At 70.1% G+C, this 19,501-nt stretch carries 16 protein-coding genes; 3 read left to right on the top strand and 13 right to left on the bottom strand.

All coding sequences use genetic code 11. From position 1 onward, the window contains the following. The 8 genes from AOQ37_RS04580 to AOQ37_RS04545 all read right to left on the bottom strand — a co-directional run. Positions 1-617, bottom strand: a 617-nt coding sequence (locus AOQ37_RS04580) for a response regulator transcription factor (protein ID WP_062641497.1), incomplete at its 3' end; no start/stop codon positions are given. Continuing rightward, on the bottom strand, positions 614-1,813 hold the full coding sequence (locus tag AOQ37_RS04575; RefSeq protein ID WP_062641499.1) for a sensor histidine kinase: 1,200 nt from the start codon (positions 1,811-1,813) through the stop codon (positions 614-616). The genes AOQ37_RS04575 and AOQ37_RS04580, both read right to left, overlap by 4 nt. A 5-nt stretch (positions 1,814-1,818) precedes the next feature. Next, positions 1,819-2,559 (bottom strand): ABC transporter permease, encoded by a 741-nt coding sequence (locus AOQ37_RS04570; protein WP_062641290.1) that lies wholly within the window; start codon positions 2,557-2,559, stop codon positions 1,819-1,821. Then, positions 2,556-3,491 (bottom strand): ABC transporter ATP-binding protein, encoded by a 936-nt coding sequence (locus tag AOQ37_RS04565; RefSeq protein WP_062641289.1) that lies wholly within the window; start codon positions 3,489-3,491, stop codon positions 2,556-2,558. The genes AOQ37_RS04570 and AOQ37_RS04565 overlap by 4 nt, the downstream gene beginning before the upstream one ends. An 89-nt stretch (positions 3,492-3,580) precedes the next feature. After that, positions 3,581-6,112, bottom strand: coding sequence for a hypothetical protein (locus AOQ37_RS40320; RefSeq protein WP_062641287.1), 2,532 nt, complete (start codon positions 6,110-6,112; stop codon positions 3,581-3,583). A 153-nt stretch (positions 6,113-6,265) separates the two neighbouring features. Next, positions 6,266-6,676, bottom strand: coding sequence for a DUF6113 family protein (locus AOQ37_RS04555; protein WP_062641285.1), 411 nt, complete (start codon positions 6,674-6,676; stop codon positions 6,266-6,268). Further along, positions 6,676-7,590, bottom strand: a complete 915-nt coding sequence (gene mshB / locus AOQ37_RS04550) for an N-acetyl-1-D-myo-inositol-2-amino-2-deoxy-alpha-D-glucopyranoside deacetylase (RefSeq protein ID WP_062641283.1) — start codon at positions 7,588-7,590, stop codon at positions 6,676-6,678. Before mshB ends, AOQ37_RS04555 begins: the two co-directional genes overlap by 1 nt. Positions 7,591-7,654: 64 nt before the next feature. After that, complete coding sequence (locus AOQ37_RS04545) at positions 7,655-7,849, bottom strand: hypothetical protein (RefSeq protein ID WP_062641281.1); 195 nt, start codon at positions 7,847-7,849, stop codon at positions 7,655-7,657. A gap of 182 nt (positions 7,850-8,031) precedes the next feature. On the opposite strand from AOQ37_RS04545, the gene AOQ37_RS04540 reads away from it, so the two are divergent. Next, positions 8,032-10,191 (top strand): S9 family peptidase, encoded by a 2,160-nt coding sequence (locus tag AOQ37_RS04540; protein ID WP_062641279.1) that lies wholly within the window; start codon positions 8,032-8,034, stop codon positions 10,189-10,191. Positions 10,192-10,346: 155 nt separating this feature from the next. Here the strand turns inward: AOQ37_RS04540 and AOQ37_RS04535 are convergent, their stop codons facing one another. From AOQ37_RS04535 to AOQ37_RS04515, 5 genes are read right to left on the bottom strand one after another with little or no spacing between them, the layout of a single operon-like run. Then, entirely contained in the window at positions 10,347-11,423 is a 1,077-nt protein-coding gene (locus tag AOQ37_RS04535) for an ABC transporter ATP-binding protein (protein WP_062641277.1), read from the bottom strand. Then, complete coding sequence (locus tag AOQ37_RS04530) at positions 11,416-12,426, bottom strand: ABC transporter ATP-binding protein (RefSeq protein ID WP_062641274.1); 1,011 nt, start codon at positions 12,424-12,426, stop codon at positions 11,416-11,418. The genes AOQ37_RS04535 and AOQ37_RS04530 overlap by 8 nt, the downstream gene beginning before the upstream one ends. A 7-nt stretch (positions 12,427-12,433) precedes the next feature. Next, entirely contained in the window at positions 12,434-13,444 is a 1,011-nt protein-coding gene (locus AOQ37_RS04525; protein WP_062641273.1) for an ABC transporter permease, read from the bottom strand. After that, positions 13,437-14,360 carry an ABC transporter permease gene (locus AOQ37_RS04520; RefSeq protein ID WP_062641271.1) on the bottom strand — a complete coding sequence of 308 codons (924 nt, stop codon included), beginning with the start codon at positions 14,358-14,360 and terminating at the stop codon, positions 13,437-13,439. Before AOQ37_RS04520 ends, AOQ37_RS04525 begins: the two co-directional genes overlap by 8 nt. Positions 14,361-14,366: 6 nt before the next feature. Next, the gene (locus AOQ37_RS04515) at positions 14,367-15,995 is read right to left on the bottom strand and encodes a peptide ABC transporter substrate-binding protein (protein WP_062641268.1); all 1,629 of its coding nucleotides are present in this window, start codon (positions 15,993-15,995) and stop codon (positions 14,367-14,369) included. Positions 15,996-16,584: 589 nt separating this feature from the next. On the opposite strand from AOQ37_RS04515, the gene AOQ37_RS04510 reads away from it, so the two are divergent. Then, on the top strand, positions 16,585-17,574 hold the full coding sequence (locus AOQ37_RS04510; protein ID WP_062641267.1) for an ABC transporter permease: 990 nt from the start codon (positions 16,585-16,587) through the stop codon (positions 17,572-17,574). A 79-nt stretch (positions 17,575-17,653) separates the two neighbouring features. After that, entirely contained in the window at positions 17,654-19,414 is a 1,761-nt protein-coding gene (locus AOQ37_RS04505) for an ABC transporter substrate-binding protein (protein WP_062641265.1), read from the top strand. Positions 19,415-19,501 lie beyond the last annotated feature (87 nt).

The raw sequence follows: 19,501 nt of genomic DNA, 5'->3' as shown, positions 1-19,501 counted from the left end.
CAGAGCCAGCCCTTCTCCCTCGCGGTTCGTACGGCTTCGGCCCTGTTGCGTACGGCCAGTTTCTGTATCGCCGTCGAGAGGTAGTTGCGGACCGTGCCCTGGGACAGGTGCAGGGCCGCCGCCAGTTCCGCGTTCGTCGAACCGTCGGCCGCCGCGCGCAGCACCTCGCGTTCCCGGTCGGTGAGGGGGTTCGCGCCGCCCGCCAGGGCCGCCGCCGCCAGCGTGGGGTCGATGACCCGCTCGCCCGCCAGGACCTTGCGGACCGCCGCCGCGAGTTGCGCCGCGGGCGCGTCCTTGACGAGGAACGCGTCGGCGCCCGCCTCCATGGCGCTGCGCAGATAGCCGGGGCGGCCGAAGGTCGTGAGCACGACCAGCTTCAACCCCGGCAGTTCCTTGTGGAGTTGCGCGGCCGCCTCGATGCCCGTCGCGCCCGGCATCTCGATGTCGAGGAGGGCGACGTCGACGTCGTGGGCGCGGGCCGCCGCGAGGACCTCGTCGCCGCGCGCCACCTGGGCGACCACCTCGATGTCGTCCTCGAGGCCGAGCAGGGCCGCCAGGGCCTCGCGGACCATCGACTGGTCCTCGGCCAGCAGGACCTTGATCATGCCACCACTCATGAGCGGGATCCTACGTCCGGCACCGGACCGGCCGGGACCCGGGCGGTCAGCCGGAAACCGCGCCTGACGCGGCCCGCCTCCAGGGTGCCGCCGGCCTTCTCCAGGCGCTCGGTGAGGCCGGTGAGGCCGTTGCCGGGGCCCTTGCCGGAGCCGCCGGATCCGTCGTCCTCGACGGAGAGTTCGAGGACCGGGCCGTCCAGGGTCTGGCGCCGCACCAGGTCCACCGTGCAGCGGGCGCCGCCGCTGTGCCGTACGACATTGGTGATCGCCTCGCGCAGGGTCCAGGCGAGGGCCGCCTCGCTCTCCTCGGGGACGCCGTCGAGGTCCGGTTCGGCGGGGATCACGGCGGTGATGCCGGCCGCCGTCAACGCGACCTGCGAGCCCGCGAGTTCGGCGGCGAGACGGGGGCGCCGATAGCCGGTGACGGCCTCCCGGACGTCCACCAGGGCCTGCCGGCTGACCTGTTCGATGTCGGCGACCTGCTGGGCGGCCTTCTCGGGGTGGCCGGGGAGCATCCGGCCGGCCAGCTCGCTCTTGAGCGTGATCAGGGAGAGCGAGTGGCCCAGCAGGTCGTGCAGGTCCCTGGCCAGGCGCAGCCGTTCCTCGTTGGCGGCGAGCTGGGCGACCGTCGCGCGGGCCTTGCGCAACTCCACCGTCGTGCGGACCAGTTGGCTCACCCCGGTCATCGCGAAGCCGATGAGCAGCACCAGCAGGAGCAGGTTCAGCGCCTCCTCCTCGCCGGTGCGCACACCGACGAGGAGCATCAGCGCGGCCGTGCCCGGGATCGTCCAGAACGCCAGCCGCAGCGGGAGCACCGTCCCGCAGGCCACGGAGACGTAGCAGTACAGCCCGAGCCAGGCGGAGCCCAGGGTGAGGCACAGGACGGTGGCGAGCACCGCCATGGAGCCGATCAGGGCGGCGACGAGCCGGTCGGGGTAGGGCGCGGCCCCCATGTCGCGGAAGAGCAGCGACAGGTAGACGGTGACGAACACCGCCAGGCCCAGCCAGCCCGCCACCGTGCCGCCGGTGGTGTGGTCGCCCGCGACGAGGTCGTGGACCGGCGAGCTGAGGAACACCAGCCAGACGCCGATCCACAGCACCTTGCGCCGCCACAGCTCGCGTGTCGTGCGGGCGGTCCGGCCCAGCGCGATCGGCGATCCGCCCCGGGCCTCCTCCGACAGCTGGTCGTCCGTCATGACGCTCACGCCTTCAGCGTGTCCTTCCGGTACAGCCAGGCCGCGCCGCCCGTGAACAGGGCGAAGAAGACGGCCAGGATGACGATGTCCTCGGCATGCGGGGCCTGACTCTGCTCGATGGACTGCCCCAGGGCAGCGTACGCGTGCGTCGGCACCCACTCGGCTATGTCCTGGAGCCAGCCCGGGAAGGTCGTCGTCGGCATCCACAGGCCGCCGAGGATCGACAGGCCGAAGTAGGTGATCATCGTGATGGGGCGGACCGCGTCCCCGTTCGCGAGGTAGCCGATCGCCACGCCCAGGGCCGCGAAGACCAGGCTGCCGGCCCAGATCGCGCCGGTCAGGGCGCACCACTGCCAGGCGTCCAGCCGTACGTCCTTGACGGCCGCGGCGACGGCGAAGACGACGACGATGGACGGCAGGCTGACCACGGCCGCGCTCGCGGTCTTCGCGAGCACGTACCCGCGGCCCGGGAGGGTGGTCAGGCGCAACTGCCGCACCCAGCCGCTCTGGCGCTCCTTGGCGATGCGTTCGCTGTTGCCCATCAGGACGGCGGTGAGGGCGCCGAAGGAAGCCATCGAGACCATCATGTAGGTCGGCAGGGTCAGGCCCGTGCCGTCGACCTTCTCCGTGGCGTCGGCGCTGCCGGCGATGAGCAGGAACAGCACCGACGGGTAGATCACCGAGAAGAACAGGAACTTGCGGTTGCGCAGGGCGCGGGTGAGTTCCAGCTTGATCAGGCCGTTCACGCGGACTTCGCCTCCTCGGCGGTGGTGAGGGCGACGAAGGCCTGCTCCAGGCCCAGGCCGGCGACTTCGAGGTTGCGGGGGTAGAGCCCCAGGCCGTAGACCGCGTGGACGGTGGCGTCGGCGTCGGTGGACTGGATGCGGACGGTCCGGGCCGGTCCGGTGGCCGGGCCGCTGTGCGACACGGTGAGGCTGGTGAGGAACGGCAGGGCGCGCAGGGCCCCCTCGTCGAACCCGTCCGTCAGGTCGAAGGCGATCCTGCGGGCCCCCGCCTTGGCCTTGATCTCGGCCGCCGTGCCGTCGGCCAGGAGCCGGCCGCGGTGCAGGACCAGCACCCGGTCGGCGATCGCGTCGGCCTCTTCGAGGTAGTGGGTGGCGAACAGGACCGTGCGGCCCTGGTCGGCCTGCTCGCGCATGGTGGCCCAGAAAGCCTGCCGGGTGGTGACGTCCATGCCGGTGGTGGGCTCGTCCAGGACGATCAGGTCGCTGTCGCCGGCGGTGGCGAGGGCGAACCTGACCCGCTGGGCCTGGCCGCCGGAGAGCTTGTCGACCTTGCGGTCGGCGATCTGGGCGATGCCCGCGCGGGCCAGCACATCGGCGACCCGGTACGGCCTGGGGTGCAGTCCGCAGGCCAGCGAGACCAGTTCGGCGACGGTGACCTCGTCCATCAGGCCGCCGCTCTGGAGCATCGCGCCGACCCGGCCGGCCACGATCGCCTCGCGCGGGCCGGTGCCGAGGACGCGGACCGTGCCGCTGTCGGGCTGCTTCAGGCCGAGCAGCAGATCGAGCGTGGTCGACTTGCCGGCCCCGTTGGGCCCCAGGAGCACCACGGTCTCCCCCGGGCGCAGCGCGAGCGTCAGGCCGTCCACGGCCCGCACCTCGCCGAAACTCTTGCTCACCTGGTCGAACCCGACCACCGGTGCTGTCGTCGTCATGCACCGATCGTCGCGCCGACGGCCGGGTCGGCGGCAGTGTCCACCGTCCTCGGTGCCGCATGACAGATGTCATACGGCACCGCGTCGGGTCAGCTCGGGTCGGTGTCGATGACCCCGGTCCGCTCGGTCTCGCTCTTCAGGGCCGGGCGCAGGGCGCTGATGACGTCCTGGACCGTGACGGCCGTCTTCTGGCCGGTGCCCCGGGTGATCAGCACACCGTCGAAGGTGCCGCCGTAGAGCTCCGTCAGCGCGGCCTGGTCGTAGCTCTCGACGAGCTTGCCGTTGACCGCCTTGACCTGGAGGAACTTCCAGAGGGAGTTCTTCGGGCTGAAGGAGACCGTGTGCGCCGCGTCGGTCATCACGGTGACCTTGCCGGACATCGCCGGTTCGGCGAACTCCTTCATCATCCGGTCGACCTCGGCGTCGGAGATCGTCGGCTTCTTGTCGGTCGTCGGGACCTTCACCGGGGTGCTCGTGCCCGTCTCCACCTGGCCGCGGTAGGCCGCGACGACGGCCTCCTGGGCCTGCGCCGCGTCGATGCCCTTGCCCGCCTTGCCGTAGACGGCGACGGCCTTGCCGGACTCGAACTTGATCGTGCCGTCGGTGGCCGAGCCGGAGCCGCCCGCGGCGGACTCGAGGGCCGCCTGGAGCTTCTCCTCGTCGACCGGCATCGCGGGCTCGACCTCGCGGTGCTGCCCGAACAGCGAGCCGATCACGGAGACCGGGTTGTAGTCGCTCTTGGCGGCGTCGTCGACCGTGGCCTGCATGTCGAACTGGAGGCCCGCCTGATCCGGCTTCAGGGTGACGGTGTCGCCGTCGACGGACAGCTTCAGTGCCTGGGTGACCCGCTCGCCGAAGGCGTCGTCGAGCTTCTTGACGGCGTCGTCGCTGGTGCCGCCGCCGACGTCGACGCCGAGCACGGTGGTGCCCTTGGGCACGTCGGAGTGGTTCATCAGCAGGCCGGCGCCGTAGAGACCGACGCCCGCGACGACCACCAGACCGCCCAGCAGGGGCAGCTTGCCGCGGCCCTTCTTCTTTTTCTTCTTCGCGTTCCTGGAGTCGCCCGCGGGCGCGCTCTGCGGGGCCGGGGCCGGCCCCTTCGGCGGGGTGTGCGGCAGCGGTCCGCCGGTGCGTGCACCGCCCTGGCCGCCGGGCACGACGGGGATCCCGCTGGTGACGGTGTGCCCGGAGACGTTGTCGACCGGACGGCCGCCGTAGCCGCCCGCGCCCGGTTCGGGGGCGGGCTTCTGCGGGGTGAGGATCGCGGTGTCGTCGCTCAGGCCGCCGCCGGGGAGCGGACCGGTGCCGGGGCCGGCGCCGAGGGCACGCGGCCCGCCGGGACCCGCCTGACCACCGGGGCCACCGGGGCCGGAAGGCACACCGGGGATGCCGGGGGCGCCGGGGGCGCCTGCCGCGCCGTGCGGGGCGCCGCCCATCGGGGGCACCATCGGGCCGTCACCGGTGACCGGGCCGCCGGTCGGGCCCGCGGGCCCGCCCTGCGGGCCGCCACGGCCACCGGGGCCGCCGGGCCCGTCGGGGCCGTTGAAGTCGTAGGAGCCGCCGGGGCCGGCCGGGAGACCGCCCTGGGGGCCCTGGCCGTGCGAGCCGTTCGGCGCGCCGAAGCCGTTCCGGCCGGGTTGACCCCCCTGGCCGTTCTGGCCGGCCTGACCGGCCTGACCGGCCTGACCGTTCTGGCCGGCCTGACCGTTCTGGCCGTTGCCGGAGAAGTACGGCAGGTTGTCACGCCGCGGCTCGCCGCCGCCGGCGCCCTGGCCCTGCCCCGACCCCTGCGGCTGCCCCTGCACCGGCGGTCGGCCCGGCTGACCCGGCTGTCCGCCCTGACCCGGCTGACCCGGTCGCGGGCCGTTGCCCTGCGGGCCGCCCGCGGCGAGTGCCTCGGTGACGTCGAAGGAGCCCGTGCCGCCACCGTGTCCCGGAGCCACGGGACCGCCGGTGGCGCCGCCGGGGGTCCCGGCGCCGTTGATGCCGCCGGGGCGCGAACCGCCCGGCACGCTCATGGAGCCGACCACACCACCGGGACGTCCGTTGCCCGGCCGGGCGCCGCCGGGCGCACCGGCGCCGGTTCCGCCGCCCGGTCCCGCCGGGCCGGCGGGGGCACCCGTGGGCGCGCCCGCGGCGGAACCGCCCGGCAGACCCGCGCCGTTGGTGGAGCCGCCGCCCTGCCCGCCCTTGCCCGGGGCGGACTTGCGCGGCGCGAACCAGTCGCTCGTCTTCTCCTCGGCGGCGGGCGCGGGTTCGGCGGGCAGCTCGAACGAGCCCGTGTCGGACGAGGAGTAGCCGGTGGCCGCGGGCGCGGCCGACTGCGGCTCGGCACCGGCGGGCGCGTTGCCGTCGGCGCTGTCGCCGCCCGTGTTGTCCGTGTCGGCGACGGGTGTGCGCACCACGACCGGCGGAATCGGCCGCGAACCCGGGATGTTGATGCGGATCCGGGTCGTCAGCGTGGTCTCGGTCTTGCGTTCCTCCGGCTGCGCGGACGAACGGCCCGCGTCCGCGCCACCGTCGGACACCACGGGGGTGCCGTACGGCGGCGTGCCCGAGGGGTATGCGGCTCCGCCGCGCCCGTTGGGCCCGGAGGACGGACTGTCAGTTTCACGACTCAAGGCAGGTTCTCCAGGTTGGCTCCGCCGCCCGCACGGCCTCACGGGCAGCTCGGCGGCGCGCACCACCATACTGGCCACTTCTGGCCCGTATCCCACGACCGCCTGGGAAACCCCCACGGGACTCCCACGGGCGCGCCACGGTGAAGTGGTACGTCACTTGCCAAGTCGGACGTCGCCGCCGACCGGTTGCCGCCCCAAACCAATGGTGGCGCAGATCACAGCAAGTGCCATGCCACCGAGCAGGAAGAGGTAGGAACCGCCTCCCGCGCCGAACAGGAAGTCACCCTCGGGACGGCCCGCCGTGCACAGGATGACGGAGATCATCCAGCCCGCCGCGGGCGCGACGGCCCCGGCACGGCTGGACAGGGCCCGCGCTCCGCCGAGGAAGAGCCCGACCGCCCCGGCGAGCGCCAGGAGCAGCCCGCCCGGGAACCAGCCGGCCTGCACGAGCGCCCCGGCGAGGCCGGTGACGGCACCGAGCAGCAGCAGCCCCACGTACGCGGCGGCCCGTCCGGCGGGGGGCATCCGCAGCGGCTGCGCGAGCATCGAACCACGGTCGGACATCACGCCACCTCCGCCGCGTCGCCGGTACCGGCGAACAGGTCGTTCTCCCTCTTCCCGGCGGGTTCCCCGCGGACGAGTTCGTAGTACTCGGTCGCGAACAGGGGCTGGGCGAGTTCGTTGGAGAGGGCGAAGTACCGCTCGCCGGGCGCGACTTCCACCTGGGTGGCGTGCGCGCGCATCGCCGCGGCCTTGGCGGCGGTGTACGCCGGGCCGCCGTCGATCTCCGCGGTGATCCGGTCGTCGTCCACCACGCCCGGCACGTCGGACACGTCGGCGCTCCTGTCGAAGGGCAGCCCCGGCAGCTCCTCCCGGAGCCGGCCGAAGGCGGCCTCGGCGACGGAGCGCGGGACGCGGTTCCAGTAGACCTTGGGGATGCGCCACCCGGCGTCCTCGGCCAGCTCCGCGGCCCGCATGGCGACGCGGTGGGCCTGGATGTGGTCGGGGTGGCCGTAGCCGCCGTCGTCGTCGTAGGTGACCAGGACCTGGGGACGTACCTCGAGGATGACCTGGACGAGGGAGGCGGCGGCCTCGTCGACGTCGGCCCGCCAGAAGCAGGCGGGATCGTCGTTGTCGGAGAGGCCCATCATTCCCGAGTCGCCGTAGCGGCCGGGCCCACCGAGCAGGCGGAAGTCGTCGACGCCGAGTTCGGCCATGGCGGCGGCGAGCTCACCGCGCCGGTGCTCCCCCAGCGCGGCACCGGTCAGGTGCCGCAGCTCTGGCGGGATGACCTCGCCGCGCTCACCGAGGGTGCAGGTGACCAGCGTCACCCGCGCGCCCTCGGCCGCGTACCTGGCCATCGTCGCGCCGTTGTTGATCGACTCGTCGTCCGGGTGCGCGTGCACCAGCAGCAGACGCCGGGCGGCGTGAGCCGGGGCTCCCCCCGGCCGGGGGTCGGGGGCGGGGAGTTCCGTCATGGGGCCAACCCTACGAGGCAGGACTACATCTCCCGCGCAGGGGCAGACGCAGGGTCGGGACCCGTCAGAACTTGATGCTGCCGATCATGCTCGCCACGCTCGTCGTCAGGTCGCTGATCGTCGGCGCGATCGTCGAGGACGCGAGATAGAAGCCGAGCAGGATGCAGACAACCGCGTGACCGCCCTTCAGTCCCGACTTCTTGACCAGCAAGAAGACGACGATCGCCAGCAGCACCACCGCCGAAATCGAGAGTGCCACGGCGGTTCACCTCCAAGGACCCGGGAAACGTGGGGGCAAGAGCAGACCAGGGGAACGGGTAAATCCATACATCAGCCAGCAGGTTCATACCCACACTGCGCTAGTGATCATAACTATGTGTGGGTGCGCATCTCGCGGCGCACAGCCGCACAAGGGGGTCGCATGGCCAATATGGTCGGGGGATGACGACCGAGTCCGACTCCTTCCCCCGCAGACACGCCCGCACCCAGCGTTTCACCCTCGGCGCGCCGCGTTCCTTCACGGTGGCCCCCGACAGCTCCCGGGTCGTGTTCCTGCGCTCAGGCTCCGGCACGGACCGCGCGGGCGCGCTGTGGGTCCTCGACCCGGCGGACGGCTCGGAGCGCCCGGCCGCCGATCCCTACGCCCTCCTCGGCGGCGCCGCGGAGGACCTCTCGCCGCAGGAGCGCGCCCGCCGCGAGCGCAGCCGTGAGGGGGGCGCCGGGATCGTCGGCTATGCCACCGACGAGGCCGTCGAGCTGGCGTCTTTCGCCTTGTCAGGGCGGCTTTTCACGGCGGAGCTGCGGGCCGGCACGGCGACCGAACTCGCGGTCCCTGGGCCGGTGATCGACCCCCGTCCGTCCCCCGACGGGCGGCTCGTCGCGTACGTCGTCGGGGGCGCCCTGCGGGTGGTGGGCGCCGAGGGCGACGGCGACCGGGCGCTGGCGGAGCCCGAATCGGACACGGTTTCCTATGGATTGGCCGAGTTCATCGCGGCCGAGGAGATGGGCCGTTCGCGGGGGTTCTGGTGGGCTCCGGAGTCGGACCGGCTGCTGGTCGCGCGGGTGGACGACACGCCGGTGGAGCGGTGGTGGATCTCTGATCCGGCCCAGCCGAAACGTGACCCACAACACGTGCCCTATCCGGCTGCCGGGACGGCCAACGCCGAGGTGCGGCTGTTCGTGTTCGGGCTCGACGGGGTGCGCACGGAGGTCGTCTGGGACCGGGCGCGCTACCCGTATCTGGCGCGAGTGCACTGGTCAGGGGCGGGAGCGCCGCTGCTGCTCGTTCAGGCGCGCGACCAGCGCAGCCAGCTGTTCCTCGCGGTGGACACCGGCTCCGGGGCGACCCGGATGGTGCACGCCGACGAAGATCCGATTTGGCTCGATCTTTTCCCTGGGGTGCCGTGCTGGAGCCCGTCGGGACAGTTGGTCCGGATCGCCGACGAGGGCGGTGCCCGGGTGCTGGCGGTGGGGGAACGCCCGTTGACGGGAGCCCAGTTGCACGTGCGTGCGGTACTGGACGTCACGTCCGACGACGTGCTGGTCGCCGCGTCGGCCGGGGCGGACGCGGCGGCGCCGGAGACCGGCGAGGTGCACGTCTACCGCGTCAACGAACTCGGCGTCGAACGCCTCTCCCAGGAACCCGGGGTGCACTCGGCGGTGCGCTCGGGGAACGTGACCGTCCTGGTGTCGGCGGCGCTCGACCGGCCGGGCACCCGGGCACGGGTGCTGCGCGACGGCGACCGAAGGGAGGTGGGGGTCCCCCCGGCCGGAGGCTGGGGGAAGGCGCCGATTGTCACGTCATACGCCGAAGACCCGGGTTTGTCCCCGCGCGTGGTGCTCACCGAGGGGGGCGCACGGAAAATCCCATGCGCCCTGCTCTTGCCACGGGACTACGCCGGTGACACCCCCCTGCCGGTTCTGCTGGACCCGTACGGCGGCCCGCACGGACAGCGGGTGGTCGCCGCGCACAACGCGCACCTGACCTCGCAGTGGTTCGCCGACCAGGGCTTCGCGGTCGTCGTCGCCGACGGGCGGGGCACCCCGGGCCGCTCCCCCGCCTGGGAGAAGGCGGTGCGCGACGAGATCGCGGCGGTCGTCGTGCAGGACCAGGTCGACGCGCTGCACGCGCTCGCCGCCGACTTCCCGCTCGACCTGAACCGGGTCGCCATCCGCGGCTGGTCCTTCGGCGGCTACCTGGCGGCCCTCGCGGTACTGCGCCGGCCGGACGTCTTCCACGCGGCCGTGGTGGGCGCCCCGGTCACCGATCTGCGCCTCTACGACACCCACTACCAGGAACGCTACGTCGGCCACCCGGCCGAGCAGCCCGAGGTCTACCGCCGCAACTCGGTGATCGACGACGAGGGTCTGGTCGACGCCGTCGGACCGCACCGTCCGATGATGATCGTGCACGGGCTGGCGGACGACAACGTGGTGGTCGCCCACTCGCTGCGGCTCTCCTCGGCCCTGCTGGCCGCCGGCCGCCCGCACGAGGTGCTCCCGCTGTCCGGCGTGACGCACATGACCCCGCAGGAGACGGTCGCGGAGAACCTGCTGCTGCTCCAGGCGGACTTCCTGAAGCGTTCCCTCGGGCCGGCGTGACGCCGTGACACGGCAACGGGCCGGGAGACATGGCGCTCCCGGCCCGTTTACGGCACCCGCACGGCCGTACGCTGTTCAGAGTGGCCCGTCCGTATATCGGAACCGGGTCGGTCAAGTTGCCTGCGTGTTAACGCGGTTGCTCAGCAAATGTGCTGCTATACACCGCCGTTGGTGTGATCATCCGGTGGTTCCTCCGGTGGGACCACCTGCTTCTCCTCCGCGAAGTGACAGGCCGAGTCGTGGGCCGCGGGGCCGGTCTCGAGCCGGAACTGCGCCGGGACCGCCAGCGCCGGCACCTCCAGCTCGCACCGCTGCGCCGCCTTCCAGCAGCGGGTGCGGAAACGGCAGCCGGAGGGGATGTTCGTCGGCGACGGCACGTCCCCCGCCAGGATGATCCGCTCCCGGTGCTCCCGCGCCTCCGGGTCCGGTACCGGGACGGCGGACAGCAGGGCCTGGGTGTAGGGGTGCGTCGGGTGGTCGTAGATCTCGGCGTCGCGGCCGATCTCCACGATCCGGCCCAGGTACATCACCCCCACCCGGTCCGAGATGTGGCGGACGATCGAGAGGTCGTGGGCGATGAAGAGGTAGGAGAGTTCGAACTCGCTCTGGAGCCGGTCCAGCAGGTTGATCACCTGCGCCTGGACCGACACGTCCAGCGCCGACACCGGCTCGTCGGCGACGATCACCTCCGGGCGCAGCGCCAGCCCCCGCGCGATGCCGATGCGCTGCCGCTGGCCGCCGGAGAACTGGTGCGGATAGCGGTTGATGTACTCCGGGTTGAGCCCGACGACGTCCAGCAGATCCTGGACCTTCCTGCGCCGGTCGCCCTTGGGCGCCACCTCGGGGTGGATCTCGTACGGCTCCCCGATGATGTCGCCGACGGTCATGCGCGGGTTGAGCGAGGTGTACGGATCCTGGAAGACCATCTGGATGTTGCGCCGCACCGCCCGCAGCGCCCTGCCCGACAGGCCGGTGACGTCCTCGCCCTTGTAGCGGATCTCGCCCGCCGTCGGCTTCTCCAGGTTGACCAGCATCTTGGCGACCGTGGACTTGCCGCAGCCGGACTCCCCGACGATGCCCAGGGTCTCGCCGCGGTGCAGGGTGAAGTCGACGCCGTCGACGGCCTTCACCGCGCCGACCTGCTTCTTGAACAGGATGCCCTGGGTGAGCGGATAGTGCTTGACCAGCCCGCTCACCTCAAGGATCGGCTCGGCCGATACGGAACTAGCCATGCAGGCACTCCCTCCAGAAGTGGCACGCGCTCGTGCGGTTCCCCGGGGACTCGTCGACCTCGGTGACCGCGTCGGTCCCGGTGACCGCGTACAGCGGGGGCACGTCCGTACGGCACATGTCCTGGGCCATCGGACAGCGCGGGTTGAAGGCGCAGCCGGGCGGGATGTGCATGAGGTTGGGCGGCAGGCCCTTGATGGCGTAGAGCTCCTGGCCCTTCTGGTCCAGGCGCGGGATGGAGTCGAGCAGGCCTCGGGTGTACGGGTGGGCCGGGGCCTTGTAGATGTCGTGGACCGGGGCCGACTCGACGATCCGGCCCGCGTACATCACCGCGATCCGGTCGGCGACGTCCGCGACCACGCCCAGGTCGTGGGTGATGAGGATCAGGCCCATGTGGAACTCGCGCTGGAGTTCCGCGAGCAGGTCCATGACCTGGGCCTGGACGGTGACATCGAGGGCGGTGGTGGGCTCGTCGGCGATGATGAGCGCCGGTTCCAGGGCCATCGCCATGGCGATCATGATGCGCTGGCGCATACCGCCGGAGAACTGGTGCGGGTAGTCCTTGACCCGCTCCCGGGCGCCCGGGATACGGACCCGGTCCATCAGCTCCACGGCCTTGGTCCGCGCGTCCTTCCTGGACATCCCCCGGTGCACGACGAACATCTCGCCGAGCTGGTCGCCCACCGAGAGCACGGGGTTCAGGGACGACAGGGCGTCCTGGAAGATCATCGCCATCTCGGCGCCGCGGACCTTGCGGCGTTCCTCCTCCTTGAAGCGCAGCAGGTCCTGGCCGCGGAAGAGGATCTCGCCGCCGGTGATCCGGCCGGGCGGCATGTCCAGGATCCCCATGATCGCCTGGGCGGTGACGGACTTGCCGGAGCCGGACTCGCCGAGCACGGCGAGGGTCTCGCCCGCGTCCACGCCGTAGCTGACGCCGTTGACGGCTCGGGCGATCCCGTCCCGGGTGCGGAACTCCACGTGCAGGTCGCGTACTTCGAGCAGCATCCGGCCGTCACCTCAGCTTCGGGTCGAGGGCGTCGCGCACCGCGTCGCCGAGCATGATGAACGCCAGGACGGTGAGGGCCAGGGCGCCCGAGGGCCACAGCAGGGCGTGCGGGGCGTTGCGGATGTAGGGCGAGGCGGCGGAGATGTCGATGCCCCAGGAGACGGTCGGCGGCTTCAGTCCGACGCCGAGGTAGGACAGGGTCGCCTCCAGCGAGATGAACGTGCCGAGCGCGATGGTCGCCACGACGATCACCGGCGCGACCGCGTTCGGCGCGATGTGCCGCAGCAGCAGCCGGGAGTGGGAGGCGCCCAGGGCCCGGGCCGCCTGGACGAAGTCGTTCTGCTTGACGGTGATCACCGAGCCGCGGGCGATCCGGGAGATCTGGGGCCAGCCGAGCAGCACCATGAACCCGATGACCGGCCAGACCGTATTGCTGGTCACGACGGAGAGGAGGACCAGGCCGCCGAGGACGACCGGGATGGCGAAGAAGATGTCGGTGATCCGGGACAGGATCGAGTCCCCCGCCCCGCCGAAGAACCCGGCGAGACCGCCCAGCACGCTGCCGAGCAGGGCGACGCCGAGCGTGGCCAGGACACCGACCGTGACCGACGTACGGGCGCCGTAGACGACGCGCGTGTAGACGTCGCAGCCCTGGCCGTCGAAGCCGAACGGGTGGCCGGGCTGGGAGCCCTCCTGGGCCTTGGCGAGGTCGCACTTGAGGGGGCTCAGCCAGGTGATGGAGCCGGGCCACAGCGAGATGAAGACCAGGAAGAGGATGACCAGGCCGGAGATGATGAAGACCGGGTTGCGGCGCAGGTCCCGCCACGCGTCGGACCACAGGGACCGGGCCTTCTCGGACGGCCCGGTCCCCTGCGGCCCGCCGGGTGTCTTCTCCAGCGTCTCGCCCTCGGCCGTGGCCAGGTCCATCGCGCCGCCCATGCCGGTGTCGGCGATGGCTCCCTCCTCCGGCGTGCGTCCGGCGCCCGGCAGGTGGTGCTCCGGTGTCGGCTCAGGCATAGCGGATCCTCGGGTCGAGTACGGCGTACAGGAGGTCGACGAGCAGGTTGGCCACCAGGAAGACCAGCACGAGGACGGTCACGAAGCCGACGACGGTCTGGGTGTTCTGGCGGAGGATCCCCTGGTAGAGCTGGAAGCCGACGCCGTGGATGTTGAAGATGCGCTCGGTGACGATCGCGCCGCCCATCAGGGCCCCGATGTCGGTGCCGATGAAGGTGACCACGGGGATGAGGGAGTTGCGCAGCAAGTGCCGGGTGACGACCCGGCGGCGGGGCAGTCCCTTGGCGACGGCCGTCCGGACGTAGTCGGACCGCTTGTTCTCCGCGATCGAGGTGCGGGTCAGCCGGGTGACGTACGCCAGCGAGACGGAGGCGAGCACCAGGCCGGGCACGATCAGCTCGCCGAAGGTGGCCTCCGAGGAGACCGACGGTTTGATCCAGCCCCATTCGACGCCGAGCAGCAACTGGAGCAGCAGGCCGGTGACGAAGGTGGGGACCGAGATCACGACGAGGGTGAGGAGCAGGACCCCGGTGTCGACCGGCCGGCCGCGGCGCAGCCCCGTCACCACGCCGAGGGTGATGCCGATGACGATCTCGAAGAGGATCGCGACGATCGTCAGCCGGATGGTGACCGGGAAGGCCGTCGCCATCAGCTCGGTGACCGGCTGGCCGTTGAACGCCGTACCGAAGTCTCCGGTGAAGACGTTCCCCATGTAGGTCAGGTACTGCTGCCAGACCGGCTTGTCGAGGCCGAACTCCTTCTTCAGCTGGGCGGCGGTGGCCGGGTCGCACTCCCGGTCACCGCACAGGCCCGCGATGGGGTCGCCCATCACGTTCACCATCAGGAAGATCAACAGCGTGGCACCGATGAACACCGGGATCATCTGGAGCAGACGCCGGATCACATACCGGCCCATGGCGGGTCAGCTGACCTTGATCTCGTTGTAGACCGGCACGGAGAACGGGTTGAGCTTGACGTTCGAGAGCCGCTCCGAGTAGCCGGCGCTGCCGTTCTGGTACCAGAGCGGGATGGCGGCCATGTTGTCGCGCACGACCTCCTCGGCCTGCTGGAAGGTCTCCACGGCCTTGGCGGTGTCGGTCTCGGCGTTGGCCTTGTCGACGAGCGAGTCGAAGTCCTTGTTGGACCACTTGCCGTCGTTGGAGGAGGCGTTCGTGTAGTAGAGCGGCTGGAGGAAGTTCTGGATGAGGGGGTAGTCCATCTGCCACCCCGCCCGGAAGGGGCCGGTCATCTTCCGGTCGCCGATCTGGGTGCGGAAGTCCGCGAAGGTGCCGACCGGGTTGCCGACGCAGGCCTTGTCGTTGTCGAGGGCGTTGTTGATCGAGTTGCAGACCGCGTCGACCCACTGTTTGTGGGATCCGGTGTCCGCGTTGTATGTGATCTTCACCTGACCGCCGGGCAGGCCGCCGCCCTCCTGGATGAGCTTCTTCGCCGCGGCGGGGTCGTAGTCGCAGGCGTCCCCGCACAGGCCTTCCTTGAAGCCGCCCTCCTCGCCGAGCACCGGGGAGGTCCAGTCGGTGGCGGGGGTGCGGGTGTTCTGGAAGATCGTCTCGGTGATCTGCTTGCGGTCGATCGCGCGGGAGAGGCCGGTACGGACCTTGTCCGAGCCCGGGGCGTTCCACTTCTTGTCGTAGAAGGGGAAGGCCAGGGTCTGGATGATGCCGGCCGGGGTGTTGAGATAGCGGTCGCCGAGGTCGTTCTTGACGTTCTTCAGCTGGGCCGCGGGCACGTCGTCGACGAGGTCGAGGTTGCCGGCCAGCAGGTCGGTGTAGGCGGTGTTGTTGTCGGTGTAGACCTTCAGGGTCACGCCGCCGTTCTCCGCCTTGTCGTCACCGGGGTAGCCGTCCCACTTCTTCAGGACCATCTGGGAGCCCTTGGTGTAGGAGTCGATCGTGTACGGCCCGTTTCCGATGGGTTTCTTCACCCAGTTCGCGTGGTCGGTGAAGAAGGCCTGCGGCAGCGGGGCGTAGGCGGGGTAGCCCAGGGTGTCGGGGAAGGTGGAGAACTTCTGCTTGAGCTTGACGGTGAAGGTCCTGTCGTTGATGACCTTGAGCCCGGACAGGACGTCGGTGGTCTGGGAGCCACTGGCGGGGTGGGCCGCGGTGTAGCCGTCGATGTACTCGAAGAAGTAGGCGTTCTTCTGGTTGTTCTTCAGACTCGCGGCGAAGTTCCAGGCGGTGACGAAGGATTTCGACGTCACTTTTTCGCCATTGCTGAACGTCCAGCCGTCCTTGACGGTGATCGTGAAGTTCTGCGAGTCCGTGGTCTCGATCTTCTCGGCCAGCATGTCCTCGGCCGCGCCGGTCTCCGGGTTGTACTTCTTCAGGCTGCGGAAGATCATGTCGAGGACCTTGCCGCCCTGCACCTCGTTGGTGTTGGCGGGCTCCAGCGGGTTCTGCGGGTCGCCCCACGAGGAGCTGAGCACCGCGCCGCCGTCGCCGCCGCTGTCGCTCCCCCCGCCCCCGCACGCCGTCGCCGCGAGTGCTGCCGCCGCCGCGCATGCGGCCCACTTGGCGTGCGTGGCTCCACGCATGGATGCCTCCTCATTGACCGCGCTTTACCCGAGCGCTCTGCCGTCAGCACCGAAGCACTGATCCATTACCGGTAAATATCAACTTAAAAGGTGCATGACGCACACGGGCCGCGCCCAACGGGAGGTCATCGCGGGGCTATTCGGGGGACACGGCCCGCTCACCGGGCGGCGGCGGGACCCCCGGCCGGGGGTCGAAAAGGATCTTCTTCGCAGGTCGCAATGGATCTTCGGTGTCTGCGCAACGGATCTTCGCCATCCGATGCCGAACCGTTGGATTGTGACCCCGGGATGTACGCATTCCGACACCCCGGCGTCCGAATATCGAACTCCTTGCCCGTTTCGCGCAGTTGGTCCGAATTCAGACACGGAACGATTACGGCGTGCTACACGCGTAGCTACGATATGGTCAAGTCCAGGTAAAGAAAGTAAAGAGAAAACCAAGGGAGACCAGAATTTATTGACCTTGAACGAATTGCGTTGAAAAAGTCCGGCGTAGCCCGTAGGGAGTGCCCTGCGGAGTCATCAGACCCTCCCTTGGGCCAGGAGCACCATGACCCCCCCAACTCCATCAGCGGCTGCCCCGCTTGAGGTGACCGACGAGAGCGTCGAGAAGTCGGCCACTTCCGTCGCCCCGAAGGCCAATGAAGGCCGCTCTCCCGGTCGACTGGCATGGAAGCGTTTCAAGCGCGACCGCACCGGTGTCATATCCGCCTATGTCGTGATCTCCTTCTTCGTGATCGCGCTCGCCGCTCCGCTGATCGCCAAGCTGTACGGCAAGGACCCCTACACGACGTACGCCAGCCAGCGTCCCGAGCTGCTGAACCCGTTCGCGTACCCGTCCGGCCCGAACGGCGGCATGAGCTCCGAGTTCTGGTTCGGCATCGAGCCCCAGCTCGGCCGGGACGTCTTCACGTTCCTGCTCTACGCGATCCGCAACTCGCTGGGCATCGCGCTCGCCGCCACCGTGCTCACCGTGGTTCTCGGTGTGGTCATCGGCACCACCGCGGGCTACCTCGGCGGCAAGACGGACTATCTCGTGGGCCGGGTCATCGACATCCTGCTGTCGTTCCCGTCCACGCTCTTCTTCATCGCCTTCATGCCGGTCGTGTTCGGGCTCTTCGTCGCTCCCGACGAGGAGATCCCCACCTGGCTGCGGGCCACGGCCCTGATCATCGTCCTCTCCGCGTTCGGGTGGGCGTCCATCGCCCGGCTGCTGCGCGGCCAGGTACTGGGCCTGCGGGAACGGGAGTTCGTCGAGGCCGCGAAGGTCACGGGCGCGTCACCGGGGCGTATCGTCTTCAAGGAGCTGCTGCCCAACCTGTGGACGCCCATCATCATCCAGACCACGCTGATGCTCCCGGCGTACGTCACCGCTGAAGCGGGTCTGGCCTTCCTCGGGGTCGGCATGATCGACCCGACCCCGGACTGGGGCGTCATGATCGCGCGGGGTGCAAGTTTCTACACCGAGGACCTCACCTTCATGCTCTTCCCGGGCCTGTCGATGGTGATCTTCGTCCTCGCCTTCAACCTGCTCGGCGACTCGGTGCGTGACGCACTCGACCCCAAGTCCAAGCGCTAGCTCCGGCCCTCTCGAGGACCACGGCAAGGACGCCGGAACGCCGGACCTTTCTCATCACTCCCACTTCAAGGCAGGCAGCATGTCCTTCTCGCGCAGAAACTTCCTCATCGCCACCGGCGTTGCCGCGGCGTCGACGTCGGTGCTGAGCGCGTGCAGCAGCGGCAGCGAGGGGGGCTCCTCGCAGGACAAGGCCCCCAAGGTCACCGGGGCCAAGACCGTCGAGATCCCGGTCGGCACCAAGGCCGACTCCACCGGTCCGGCCCCCGAGGTCACGGGCGCGGTCAAGGGCGGGACGATCTACTCGCTCCAGCAGTTCGACATGGACCACATGGACCCGGCGCAGATCTACGTCTCGACCGAGGCCGCCATCACCGTGCCGATCATGCGTGGTCTGACCGGTTACAAGCTGGACGCCAAGGGCAACGCCACCCTGGTCGGCGACGCCGCGACCGACGCCGGCACCATGAAGGACGGCGGCAAGACCTGGACCTTCACGCTGAAGGACGGTCTGAAGTGGGAGGACGGCGTCGAGGTCTCCTCGGACGACCTCCGTCACACCTTCGAGCGCCTCTTCGCCACCTTCGTCACCGAGGGTCCGCGCTACGTCCAGGACTTCCTGGTCGGTGGCGACAAGTACAAGGGCCCGTACGAGGGCAAGAGCCTCGACTCCATCGAGGTCGACGGGAAGACCATCACCTTCCGTCTCAAGGAAGCCCGCGCCGACTTCAACTTCACGCTCGCGATGCGTGCTTACTCCCTGGTGCCGAAGAAGCACGACACCAAGGAGAAGTACGACAAGCAGCCGATCTCCTGCGGCCCGTACAAGATCGAGAGCCGTAACATCGGCAAGTCGATGACCTTCGTGCGCAACGAGCACTGGGACCCGAAGACGGACGCGATCCGCAACGCGTACCCGGACAAGTACCTCTTCCAGATGGGCTACGAGCTGGTCGCCTCGACCGACCGCTGGATCGCGGACAAGGGCACCGACCAGTACGCCGTGCCGATCTTCAACGAGGTCGCGCCCGAGCGCATCGCCCAGGTCCTCACCAACGCCGAGCTGAAGAAGCGCGTCCTCACCGCGGTCGACACGGTCACCTACTACTGGCCGATCAACATGACCCGCATCACGGACCTCAAGGTCCGCCAGGCCATCAACTACGCCTGGCCGCACCAGCAGCTCCAGACCATCGGCGGCGGCGCCTACAGCCAGGAGATCGCCACCACGATCTTCGCCCCGGTGACCCCCGGCTACACCAAGTTCGACCTGTACGGCGTGGACAAGAAGCCGGGCGGCAACCCCGAGAAGGCCAAGGCCCTGCTGAAGGAGGCCGGCAAGGTCGGCCAGAAGCTGGTCATCGCCTACCAGCAGTCGGACACCGCGGTGAAGACCGCCGTCGCCATCAAGAACGCGCTGGAAGAGGCCGGCTTCACGGTCGTCAACAAGCAGGTCGACAAGTCGACCTTCTACACCCAGATCGGCAAGATCGACAACGACTTCGACCTGTTCGCGGCCGGCTGGAGCCCGGACTGGCCGAACGGCTACTCCCAGTTCTACCCCTGCTGGAGCGGCAAGAACATCGGCGACGGCCGCAGCAACTACGCCCAGCTGAACGACCCGAGCGTCAACAAGGCCATCGACGCGGCCTCCCAGATCGCGGACGTCGAGGAGGCCAACAAGGCCTGGGGCAACATCGACAAGATGATCATGGAGCTGGCGGCGGTCGTCCCGGACTACCACAAGATCCGTAACTACCTGTACGGCTCCAAGGTCGGCAACGTCCTGTGGGACAACGCCAACACCTGCGTCGCACTCTGCAAGCTCTACGCCAAGAAGTAAGCGCACGCCCCCCGGGGGTGGCCGTCACCGCGGCCACCCCCTGCGGTCCACCCCCCTCTCCTTACCGCGGCGACGGCGCCCCGTCCG

This window comes from Streptomyces maremycinicus, from assembly GCF_001184025.1.
Taxonomy (GTDB): Bacteria; Actinomycetota; Actinomycetes; order Streptomycetales; family Streptomycetaceae; genus Streptomyces; species Streptomyces maremycinicus.
Note: the sequence above shows the minus strand (reverse complement) of the source record. Positions and strands in the feature narration are given on the sequence as shown.